This window comes from Pseudoalteromonas sp. UBA6610, from assembly GCF_002433295.1.
Classification (GTDB): Bacteria; Pseudomonadota; Gammaproteobacteria; order Enterobacterales; family Alteromonadaceae; genus Pseudoalteromonas; species Pseudoalteromonas atlantica.
In genome coordinates this window covers 1-11,713 of sequence record NZ_DJHW01000003.1, presented here as the reverse complement: position 1 = coordinate 11,713, position 11,713 = coordinate 1, and the positions used below count along the sequence as shown (strand labels likewise).

Genomic DNA, 11,713 nt, shown 5'->3' with positions numbered 1-11,713 from the left:
AACCTTCGTGCAGCGCGTGTTTGGTATTTATACTGCGTTATCGCCTATTTATGGGGAATAACCAGACTACATAGGCTCTGCCTTGCCTAAATACCAAACACACTGCTGCAAATTTAACCTCGAAAGATAAACAGGCCCTAAGTTAAACCAATAATTTAGTTACAGGCTAGTGCTCTCGGGCAATCGCTCTGTAAGCAATATCGGTGCGGTACTCCATACCTTCCCAGCTAATTTGTTTTACAAGCTCGTATGCACGTTGCTGTGCCTCGGTAACGGTATTGCCGAGTGCCGTTGCACATAATACACGTCCACCTGCGGTGACAACGTTTTCGCCATCTTGCTTAGTACCCGCATGAAATACTTTTTCATCAGCAGGGTAGTTAACTTTAAGGCCTGATATTGCATCACCTTTAGGGTAATCACCTGGGTAGCCTTTAGCGGCAAGTACAACACCTACGGCTGCGCGCGGGTCAAACTCAATGGTTGTTTTATCAAGTTCTTCGCGGTTAGCCGCCTCAACTAGTTCAACTAAGTCTGATTTAAGACGAAGCATCATTGGTTGCGTTTCAGGGTCACCAAAACGACAGTTGTACTCAATTACTTTAGGCGTGCCCTGGGCATCTATCATTAAGCCTGCGTATAAAAAGCCAGTGTAAGGATGACCTTCGCTTGCCATACCCTCAACGGTAGGAACGATTACTTCGTTCATAATGCGCTGGTGGATTTCGTCGGTTACTACAGGTGCCGGTGAGTATGCGCCCATGCCGCCAGTATTTGGACCTTCATCGCCATTGTACGCACGCTTATGATCTTGGCTTGTTGCAAATGGCAAAATGTTTTTACCATCAACCATAACAATAAAAGAGGCTTCTTCGCCTTCTAAAAACTCTTCGATCACGACGCGGCTGCCAGCCTCGCCAAAAGCATTACCGGCAAGCATATCGCGAATAGCGTCTTCAGCTTCGCGCTCATCCATTGCCACAATAACGCCTTTACCAGCAGCTAGACCGTCAGCTTTTATTACAATTGGCGCGCCTTTTTCTTTTAAATAAGCAAGGGCTGGGTCAATTTGTTCAAACGTTTGGTAATCAGCAGTTGGGATGGCATGGCGAGCTAAAAAGTCTTTAGTAAACGACTTAGAGCCTTCTAGCTGCGCTGCACCGGCTGTTGGACCAAAAATAGCGAGACCGTGTTCACGGAACTTATCTACAACGCCCAATACAAGCGGTACTTCAGGGCCAACAATCGTAAGTTCTACATTGTTTTGTTGTGCAAAGCTTAATAGGCCATCTAGGTCTTCAACGTTAATTGCAACGTTTTCTAGTTTTGGCTCAAGTGCAGTACCGGCATTACCCGGTGCTACAAATACAGTGTTTACTTTCGTGTTTTGAGCGGCCTTAAACGCAAGTGCGTGTTCGCGGCCGCCGCTGCCAATGACTAATACATTCATGGCGAAATATTCCTATTTAAAGCGGTTTTTTAAATTTCAGCGTCATACGGTCGCTTTCACCAATAGCTTTGTATTTATCAGCGTCTTGTTCGCCAAGGCGTAAGCTAGGTGGTAGCGTCCACACCCCTTTAGGGTGATCGGCTGTATCTTTTGGATTGGCGTTAATCTCACTGCTTGCAACTAATTCAAATCCAGCTTTTTTAGCTAAATCGACCACGTAACTTTGCTTCATGTAGCCGGTTGATTTTTGATCCTCATCAGGTCGGCTTTCATCTAAGCGATGTTCAACTACACCTAATACGCCACCGGGTTTTAACGCTTTATAAAAAGACTTAAATGCACTGAGTGCGCCTTTAGTGTCTTTACCCATGTACCAGTTATGTACATTGCGAAAGGTTAATACCATGTCGGCAGTGCCGGCAGGGGCAATATCAGTGTGCGTTAATGGGGCAAACTCAGAAATTTTTACTTTGCTAAAACGCTCATCTTCGGCCACTTTTTTCTTAAAGCCAGCTAAAGAGCGCTGGTAGTAACCTACCGATGAATCACTCGGAAAATGCGCTGCGTAATATAAGCCTTGCTCTTTAAGTGCTGGGGCTAAAATTTCGCTGTACCAACCACCGCCTGGGGCAATTTCAACCACAGTCATTGTTGGTTTAAAACCAAAAAATGCCAGTGTTTGCTCAGGGTGACGGTATTCATCGCGGGCGCTATTTTTAGCGCTACGCTCGCTTGATTGAATTGCATGGCTAAGGCTTGACTCATGGTTATGGCTAAGTGCCATTGTTGAGGTCAGCGTAAGCGAGGCAACAAGTAGTGACTTTAGTGCAAATTTCATCGTTTGTTCCTTAACATTCTAAATAGGTGTTGAACCAGAATACGTGAATTGATTGCAAACAAAAAGGGCTAAACGTTGTGTTTAACCCTTTGTGTGATTAGTGGCGGAAGTGGCGCATGCCGGTAAATACCATCGCCATGCCAGCTTCGTCAGCGGCGGCGATGACTTCTTCATCGCGCATTGAACCACCCGGTTGAATAACCGCAGTAATACCAGCGGCTGCGGCTGCGTCTATACCATCACGGAATGGGAAAAACGCATCTGATGCCATTACAGAGCCAGGTACTTCTAGATTTTCATCAGCGGCTTTAATACCCGCTATTTTAGCTGAGTAAACACGGCTCATTTGGCCTGCGCCTACGCCAATGGTCATACCGTCGCGGGCATATACAATCGCGTTTGATTTAACAAACTTAGCCACTTTCCAGCAAAATAGTAAATCTTTAAGTTCTTGCTCAGAAGGCTGGCGCTTAGATACGACTTTTAAATCACCTTGGGTAACCATGCCTAGGTCGCGGTCTTGTACTAAAACACCGCCGTTAACGCGTTTAATATCGTGGCCAGTTGCTTTGCCACTCCATTGACCACACGCTAATAAGCGTACGTTCTTTTTAGCTTCAACAATTTTTGCTGCTTCGCTTGAAACGCTAGGGGCAATAATTACTTCAACAAATTGACGCTCAACAATGGCTTGTGCTGTTGCAGCGTCAAGCTCGCGGTTAAAGGCAATAATGCCACCAAACGCTGAGGTTGGATCTGTTTTAAAGGCGCGGTCGTAAGCACTAAGAATATCTTCGCCAATTGAAACGCCACATGGGTTTGCGTGTTTAACAATAACACATGCAGGTACATCAAATTCTTTAACACACTCAAGTGCGGCGTCGGTATCTGCAATGTTATTAAACGAAAGGGCTTTACCTTGTAGCTGAGTAGCTGTTGCAACAGACGCTTCGCTTACGTTGTTTTCAACATAAAAAGCAGCATCTTGATGCGAGTTTTCACCGTAACGCATATCTTGCTTTTTAGTGAACTGCATATTGATAGTGCGTGGGAATTTAGTCTCTTCAGCGGCCTCTTCAGTGTAATCAGGTACCATTTTACCAAAGTAGTTAGCAATCATGCCATCGTACTGAGCTGTGTGTTCATACGCGGCAATGGCTAAATCAAAACGTGTTTTGTACGTTGTTGAGCCATTGTTGCTTTGCATTTCGCTAATAACGCGCTCGTAATCGTTTGCGTTTACCACGATGGTTACGTCTTTGTGGTTTTTAGCGGCTGCACGAACCATGGTAGGTCCGCCAATATCAATGTTTTCAATAGCATCTTCAAGGCTGCAGTTTTCTTGAGCGACAGTATTCGCAAAGGGGTATAAGTTAACTACAACAATATCGATAGCAGAGATGTTGTTATCTGCCATTACGCTTTCATCTTGTCCGCGACGCGCTAAAATACCGCCGTGAATTTTAGGATGAAGGGTTTTTACGCGACCATCCATGATTTCAGGATGACCTGTGTGATCTGATACTTCAGTCACTTTTATGCCGTTATCAGCAAGGAGTTTGCAGGTACCGCCAGTTGATAAAATATCTACACCTTGCGCTTCTAGTGCGCGGGCAAATTCAACAATACCGGTTTTATCAGACACACTTAATAGTGCGCGACGAATAGGACGATGAGTATCCATTGTAGTTTAATTTCCTCAGTTAATGAGCTAGCTTAGAAGCGGGCATTTTAACTGATTACTACTCAAAAAACGACTTATAAAGCGCCAATAAGCGTGAGCATTTTGCAACATCTCTACTAAATTGTGCGCATAAAAAAAGCACCCTAAGGTGCTTTTTTGCATGATACCAATTGTATTTGATTAGTAAGCAGTTATAACGATAGGAAAACAAGTCTATAACAAGGCAAAAATTTTACAGTGTAGTTATTCTACATAAGAAATTTTTAACGCCGTTATGGGCTTGTTTAGTTCGTTAGCATGCTTACGATTTCAATATAATTGGTATTAGTTCATGCCGTATTTTTTAAGCTTTTTACGTAAAGTACCACGGTTGATACCTAGTAAAATTGCCGCACGAGTTTGGTTACCACGTGTGTATGTCATTACTTCTTCAAGTAATGGCGCTTCTAGCTCTGAAAGAACAAGGTCGTAAACGTCTTGCACATCTTGACCGTTAAGCTGCTTTAAATAGTGGTGAACAGCTTTTTTTACTGCATCACGCAATGGCTGCGGTTTCTCGTGTGACTGAACATGAGGGTTTGTGATAAATGGAGAAGTCACGTTTTGTTCGAACATTATTTAATCTCTTTCTTTCTTAGTTAGCTGCTAGTGTTTTAAAGTATTGCGTTAATGCGTCAACCTGTGCTTGTGGGTTGTCGAGCGCATTAAATACTCGCCTAAACTGACCGTCACTGTCATGGGTTTGCAAATACCAAGATACATGTTTGCGAGCGATTCGCGCTCCCATTGGCTCGCCGTAAAACGCATGGAGGTTATCTAAATGCTCCATTAAAATACTTCGCACCTCTGAAATAGCAGGTGGTGGTAAGTGTTCTCCAGTTCGCAAATAGTGGTCTATCTCCCTAAATATCCAAGGGCGACCTTGGGCGGCTCGGCCAATCATGATGGCATCTGCACCCGTATAGTCCAAAACCTGCTTTGCTTTTTCTGGAGATGTAATATCACCATTAGCAACCACAGGTATCGACACTGAGCGTTTTATATCCCTAATCGTGGCATATTCTGCTTCACCTTTGTACATACATGCGCGTGTACGCCCATGTACAGCAAGTGACGCAATACCATGACGCTCAGCTATTCTCGCAATCTCTACACCATTACGGTTGTCCTGATCCCATCCTGTGCGGATTTTAAGTGTGACCGGGATATCAACAGCGTTAACCACTGCATCAACTATCTCTTCCACAAGTTCAGGAAACTGTAATAATGCAGAGCCTGCGAGTTTCTTGTTCACTTTTTTTGCTGGGCACCCCATATTGATATCTATGATCTGTGCACCGTTAGCAACATTGAATTGTGCGGCCTGCGCCATAAGCTCAGGATCAGCTCCTGCAATTTGCACCGCGCGTATACCCGACTCACCGCTGTGATCCATACGGTTCATCGATTTTTCAGTTTTCCAAACCTTCGGGTTTGACGATAACATTTCAGACACGGCCAAGCCTGCGCCTAAGCGGCGGCAAAGCTGTCTAAATGGTCTGTCTGTAATACCTGCCATTGGCGCGACTATTACATTGTTCTCAAGTTGGTATGTACCGATACGCACTGTATTCAATAGGCCTCTTTTCAAGGGGCGCTAAGTTTACGGTTTTTTTAGGAAAAATCAAAGGCTATAAATTGAACAAAAGTGACTTTTTTTTGCCCTTTTCGTATTGACTTTTGATAACCGCATGACAAGTGGGTCGATTTGTTTGAAATTTAAACAAAAAATAATTTTGTGAAATTATGCGTGCTAATTTTCTAACTGTAAAAAAATAGTAAAGCCTGTTAAATACAGGCTTTACATGCAAGTTTTGAGTTAAAACTCTAAATTTATAAATGTATGTGGTTAGCTATTTTTTGTACCGCTTACACGGGTCCAATCACCCTCTAGTGCAATATCGTCAAGCTCAATAAACGGTGCGTAAATATCGGCAACCGATTGGGCTTGCTCTTCTAATATACCCGACATAGCAATTTTGCCACCCGGTTTAAGTAATCCCAAAATTACACTGTGAAGCTCACGCAGCGGCTGCGCTAAAATATTAGCTACTACAATATCAGCACTAAACTCAGGTTGGTTTTCTGGTAGGTATACCTCAAGCTTATCGGCTACGCCATTACGTTGTGCGTTATCTAAGCTTGCTTCTAGTGCTTGCGGGTCAATATCAATACCTATCATGCGCTCTGCGCCAAGTTTTATGGCTGCGATACCTAAAATGCCCGATCCACAACCAAAATCAACTACCGTTTTGCCGGTTAAATCTTGGCTTTCTAACCATTTAAGGCACAATGCCGTTGTTGCATGTGTACCCGTACCAAACGCAAGGCCTGGGTCGAGCAGTACATTAACTGCATCTGGGTCTGGAATGTCGCGCCAGCTTGGGCAGATCCACAGTTTTTCGCCGAACTGGATTGGGTGAAAGTTATCCATCCACTCACGTTCCCAGTCTTTATCTTCTAGTTGCTCAATTTTGTATACCAGTGTGTCTTTAATTTCATCATGACGCTTAAGTAATGCAATTACCGCGTTCATATCATGATTGGCTTCAAATAGACCAATTACAGTGGTATCGGCCCAAAACTCTACGGTGCCAATTTTAGGCTCATAAATAGGCGTGTCTTTAGCGTCAATAAAAGTAACAGAGGCGCTGCCTGCTTCCATTAATAAGTCACTCACTGCATCTGCGGTAGCAGCATTGGCATTGATACGGATTTGGATCCAAGCCATGGTTGTTTCCTTTAAATAGAAAAAAGGCCGCTACAGCGGCCTTTTTAGTTTATATGAAGCGCTAAATTATTTAGCGTCTAAAAAGCTTTTTAGTAAATCAGAGCGAGAAGGGTGGCGCAATTTACGCAGTGCTTTCGCTTCTATTTGACGAATACGCTCACGTGTTACGTCAAACTGTTTACCTACTTCTTCTAAGGTGTGGTCGGTATTCATATCAATACCAAAGCGCATACGAAGTACTTTAGCTTCACGGGCTGTAAGGCCTGCTAGCACGTCGTTTGTTGCGCCACGAAGAGATTCCATTGTTGCCGAGTCGATTGGCGAATCAATAGTGGTATCTTCGATAAAGTCACCTAAGTGCGAATCTTCATCATCACCGATTGGTGTTTCCATCGAAATTGGCTCTTTGGCAATTTTAAGTACCTTACGGATTTTATCCTCAGGCATCATCATGCGTTCTGCTAATTCTTCAGGATTTGGCTCACGACCCATTTCTTGTAACATTTGACGAGAGATACGGTTAAGTTTATTAATCGTTTCTATCATATGTACTGGAATACGGATTGTTCTTGCTTGGTCAGCAATTGAGCGGGTAATCGCTTGGCGAATCCACCACGTAGCATAAGTCGAGAACTTATAACCACGGCGGTATTCAAACTTATCTACCGCTTTCATCAAGCCAATGTTACCTTCTTGGATTAAATCTAAGAACTGTAAACCACGGTTTGTGTATTTTTTAGCAATTGAGATTACAAGACGTAAGTTAGCTTCAACCATTTCTTTTTTCGCACGGCGCGCTTTTGCTTCACCAATGCTCATACGACGGTTAATGTCTTTAATACGCTCAATGCTTAAGCCTGTGCTTTCTTCAATTACACATAGCTTTTGGATGCAACGAATAATTTCAGGCTTCACTTCTTCAAGTTTAGCTGAGTGTTTTTCGTTAGCATTTATTTCTAGGTCTAGCCACGCTGAGTCAGTTTCGTTATTAGCAAAGTGCTTAATAAACGTTTTCTTAGGTAGCTTAGCAATTTGTACCGCTTGTTTCATGATAAGGCGTTCTTGAATACGCACTCTATCCATCATTTCACGCATGTTGTTAACCATGCGATCAAACTGTTTTGGTACTAATTTAAAGGTTCTGAAAAGCTCGCCAATTTCAAAAATAGCGGCTTGAGAATCTGGGTGCGAACGCCCTTTTTCATCAAAGGTAGCGCGAGCTTTAACGTATAAATCACGTAAGTTTTCAAAGTGAATACGGGCTTCTTCTGGATCTGGGCCTGTATCTACTTCTTCTTCGTCTTCATCGTCATCGCTGTCTTTGTCATCTTCATTATCGTCTTCATCAAGTTGTTCTTCACTTAATTCAGAGCCAATGTGAGTTGCTGAGATTTGCGCTTCGTCTTCGTTAGGGTCGAAAAAGCCTGAAATAATGTCGCTTAAGCGCATTTCTTCTGCTTCAAACTTATCCCACTGTTCAAGTAGGTAAGTAATCGCTTCAGGGTATTCGGCAACAGAAATTTGTACCTGGTTGATACCTTCTTCAATACGCTTAGCGATTACAATTTCGCCTTCACGTGTAAGAAGTTCAACAGTACCCATTTCACGCATATACATGCGCACTGGGTCAGTTGTACGGCCAATTTCTTTTTCTACAGTTGCAAGGGCTGCAGCAGCAGCTTCTGCTGCGTCTTCGTCTGTCGTGGTTTCTTGCATCATTAATTCATCAGCATCAGGCGCGTTTTCGCTAACCTTGATACCCATGTCATTAATCATGCTAATGATATCTTCTACTTGATCTGAGTCGATTATGTCTTGTGGAAGGTGATCATTTACTTCAGCAAAAGTTAAATAGCCTTGCTCTTTACCTTTTTGAATCAGAAGTTTTAATTGTGACTGAGGAGTTGGATCCATAGAGATTGTTTCTTCCACTCTGATAAGTTGATACAACAGGCGTCATCATAGAGTTAGCCTTTTAACTAACTTTAATAATGTGACGCAGTGAATAGCACAGTATAACAGTTTAAATCAAGTCTGACTAGCTGTTACTCGCTTTTAGCGCTGTCATAAGTAAATGACATTCTAGTTTTTCATCACTTGATAAGCCCTGTGTCTTGTCCTTTATTAATAGGGTCTCTAGTCGATAATTTAAACACTGATCTTCAATAAATTTAAAAGTATTTTGAAAAACAGTCTCTAAACGCTCATCACTAATTTGGTGCTGCCATGTGGCAAGCTTTACTAGTGGTTCGTAATCCTCGGAATCTCTAAATGATTCGAGTAAAACCGCTGTGTTCGCATTGTCTTTTTGCAGTGCGCGCTCTTGTAAACGCAGTAGCAAACCAATGCCTGCTATGTTCATTTGCGCCAATTCAGGCAAATGGGGCACACTTTTAGCTAACTGTGGGTGCTGAATTAAAATACCAATAGCTTGGCGCATTGGGGTAATTTTAAATTTTCGCTCAACAGCGTGTTGTTGCTTTGGTGTTTTTAAGCGGCTATTTAGTTGCTCACGCGTACGGCCAATTAATCGTCCTAACTGCTCTAAAATATTTTCTTGGTAAAATTCACTCGGAATTTTTTCAATCAACGGCAAAGCGGCACTCAACAGCTTAGCTTTGCCTGAGTCGAGTGTTAGGTCTACTTCTTGGCTAAGCTTATTAAATAACACTTTGGTAAAATCATCTGCTTGGCTTAAGCGTTGCTCAAACTGTGTTTTACCTTCTTGCTGAACCAGTGAATCAGGGTCTTCGCCGTCAGGTAAAAATACAAAGTGTAATGCTTTGCCATCGTTTAAGTAGGGCAGGGCATTTTCTAGTGCTCGCCATGCAGCGTCGCGGCCCGCTCTGTCGCCATCGTAACAACAAATAACTTTGTCGGTGGTTCTAAATAGCGTATGCATATGCTCGCTTGTGGTTGCGGTACCAAGCGCAGCTACGGCATATTCAATACCTTGCTCTGCAAGTGCAACTACATCCATGTAACCTTCTACAATGAGTACATGTTCAAGCTTTTTATGTGCTTGTTTTGCCTCATAAAGGCCATATAGCTCAAAACCTTTATGAAAAATGCGGGTCTCTGGTGAGTTGAGGTATTTTGGCCCTTGGTCGGCTTGCATTACACGTCCGCCAAAGGCGATAACACGGCCACGTTTATCACGAATAGGGAACATTAACCGATCGCGGAAAAAATCAAACTGCCTACCTGGTGTTTTTTCTGAGGCGAGCTTAAGCTCGACCAGCTGTTCTTTTTGCTCTTTTGTTCGGCCAAGTTGTTGGCACAGCGCTTCCCATTCGCTCGGCGCATAACCAATCATAAACTTTTTAACGGTTTCGCCACTTAAACCACGCCCTTTTACATAATCAATCACCGCAGCAGAGTTACTGTGGTGCTTTAATTGATGCTGGTAAAAGCGTGCTGTGTGTAACATTAAATCGTAATCTGAGCGCTTTTGCGCTGCTGTGCGCTCAGGTGCTGAGCTAGTACCTTTCTCGCGAGGTACGTCTAAATTTAAAAGGCTTGCGAGCTCTTCTATGGCATCAACAAATTCAAGCTTGTCGTATTCCATAACAAACGAAATAGCGTTGCCATTAGCACCACAGCCAAAGCAGTGGTAAAACTGTTTATCTTGAGAAACAGTAAACGAGGGAGATTTTTCGTTATGGAAAGGGCAGCAAGCTTGGTAGTCTTTACCTGCTTTTTTAAGACCAACTTTAGAGTCTATTAGCTCTACAATATCTGTTCTGGCGAGTAAATCGTCAATAAAATTTCGTGGGATCTTTCCAGCCATGTTTTGTAAGTAGTCCTAACAATTGGTGAGGTGTAATTTCAACACAATGCGCGCATTTATAAAAGGGCTATTGGTAAGCTAAAAAGCTACATTATATCCATGGGCAATAATACTTAATCATTTTTAGGTGCTAAACCTGACGCTAACAGCGTGCAAAGCTAGAATGTTGAAGGTAGAGCAGTGCAGGCGCAGTAAGTGATAGCCCTAAATAACCCATTTTACCTAGCCTTCGATGTGCTTTTGTAGCTACACAATAAATCACTTAATTACATGCACGAGCATTACTTAAAAGCGTTTTGTTTGTCTACTTAAACGAAGAAACCGAGCACTAGGCTCGGTTTGCTTTAATCATACTTTGTGTATGTGGGAGTATTAGGCTGTTAATCGTTGCTTAATTAAACCAGAAAGCTTGCCCATATCGGCACGTCCTTCGGCTTTGCTTTTGATTATGCCCATTACTTTACCCATGTCTTGCATACCTGCTGCATTAGTATCAGCAATAGCCGCATCAATAAGGGCAACTATTTCTTCTTCACTCAATTGTTGAGGTAAAAAAGTTTCTAGTGCTGCGATCTCATTGGCTTCAATTTCGGCTAAATCTTCACGCCCAGCATCTTTGTACTGAGTGTAAGAATCACGACGTTGTTTAACAAGCTTCACTATAACGGAGGTAATACCTGCGTCGTCTAGTGTTATTTGCTCGTCAATCTCACGTTGCTTGATTGCGGCAAGCACCATGCGAATAGGGTTAAGACGTTGTTTGTCTTTCGCTCTCATCGCATCTTTTTGCGCATCTTTTAGCGTTATTAAAAGGCTCATTTATACAAGACCTAATACTATTAGTATAATTTAACGCGACGTGCGTTATCGCGAGAAAGCTTCTTCATGTGACGCTTAACCGCTGCAGCTTTTTTACGCTTACGCTCAGCTGTTGGCTTTTCATAGTGCTCGCGACGACGAACTTCTGAAAGGATACCTGCTTTTTCACATGAACGCTTGAAGCGACGAAGTGCTACGTCAAACGGTTCGTTCTCTCTTACTTTAATTACTGGCATTAAAAATTCACCTACCTAAATTATGAGCGTTGCTCAAGTTGATCAAACATTGATCAAGTGGTTCAAAAATGGTGCGGTATTGTAATCCGAAGCAACACCACATGTAAAGGATAATATTAACAGAAA

General features: G+C 42.8%; 10 protein-coding genes. All 10 read right to left on the bottom strand.

Going from position 1 to position 11,713, the window contains the following annotated elements:
* Positions 1–166: 166 nt before the first annotated feature.
* Complete coding sequence (gene purD / locus B4F91_RS00640) at positions 167–1,450, bottom strand: phosphoribosylamine--glycine ligase (RefSeq protein WP_286938866.1); 1,284 nt, start codon at positions 1,448–1,450, stop codon at positions 167–169.
* Positions 1,451–1,466: 16 nt separating this feature from the next.
* Positions 1,467–2,288: a class I SAM-dependent methyltransferase gene (locus B4F91_RS00635; RefSeq protein WP_024031417.1), complete on the bottom strand. Its 822-nt coding sequence runs from the start codon at positions 2,286–2,288 to the stop codon at positions 1,467–1,469.
* A gap of 97 nt (positions 2,289–2,385) precedes the next feature.
* A complete protein-coding gene (gene purH, locus B4F91_RS00630) occupies positions 2,386–3,972 on the bottom strand; it encodes a bifunctional phosphoribosylaminoimidazolecarboxamide formyltransferase/IMP cyclohydrolase (RefSeq protein WP_004588631.1) in 1,587 nt (528 codons plus the stop codon).
* A 324-nt stretch (positions 3,973–4,296) separates the two neighbouring features.
* Entirely contained in the window at positions 4,297–4,587 is a 291-nt protein-coding gene (fis, locus tag B4F91_RS00625) for a DNA-binding transcriptional regulator Fis (protein ID WP_002957804.1), read from the bottom strand.
* A gap of 19 nt (positions 4,588–4,606) precedes the next feature.
* Positions 4,607–5,578, bottom strand: a complete 972-nt coding sequence (dusB, locus tag B4F91_RS00620) for a tRNA dihydrouridine synthase DusB (protein WP_286938874.1) — start codon at positions 5,576–5,578, stop codon at positions 4,607–4,609.
* Positions 5,579–5,860: 282 nt separating this feature from the next.
* Positions 5,861–6,742, bottom strand: a complete 882-nt coding sequence (prmA, locus tag B4F91_RS00615) for a 50S ribosomal protein L11 methyltransferase (protein WP_004588629.1) — start codon at positions 6,740–6,742, stop codon at positions 5,861–5,863.
* A gap of 66 nt (positions 6,743–6,808) precedes the next feature.
* Entirely contained in the window at positions 6,809–8,656 is a 1,848-nt protein-coding gene (gene rpoD / locus B4F91_RS00610) for an RNA polymerase sigma factor RpoD (RefSeq protein WP_004588628.1), read from the bottom strand.
* Positions 8,657–8,780: 124 nt separating this feature from the next.
* Complete coding sequence (gene dnaG, locus B4F91_RS00605) at positions 8,781–10,532, bottom strand: DNA primase (protein ID WP_004588627.1); 1,752 nt, start codon at positions 10,530–10,532, stop codon at positions 8,781–8,783.
* 372 nt (positions 10,533–10,904) lie between these two features.
* Positions 10,905–11,351, bottom strand: coding sequence for a GatB/YqeY domain-containing protein (locus tag B4F91_RS00600; protein WP_004588626.1), 447 nt, complete (start codon positions 11,349–11,351; stop codon positions 10,905–10,907).
* Between the two features lie 20 nt (positions 11,352–11,371).
* The gene (rpsU, locus tag B4F91_RS00595; RefSeq protein ID WP_002957797.1) at positions 11,372–11,587 is read right to left on the bottom strand and encodes a 30S ribosomal protein S21; all 216 of its coding nucleotides are present in this window, start codon (positions 11,585–11,587) and stop codon (positions 11,372–11,374) included.
* Positions 11,588–11,713: the final 126 nt, after the last annotated feature.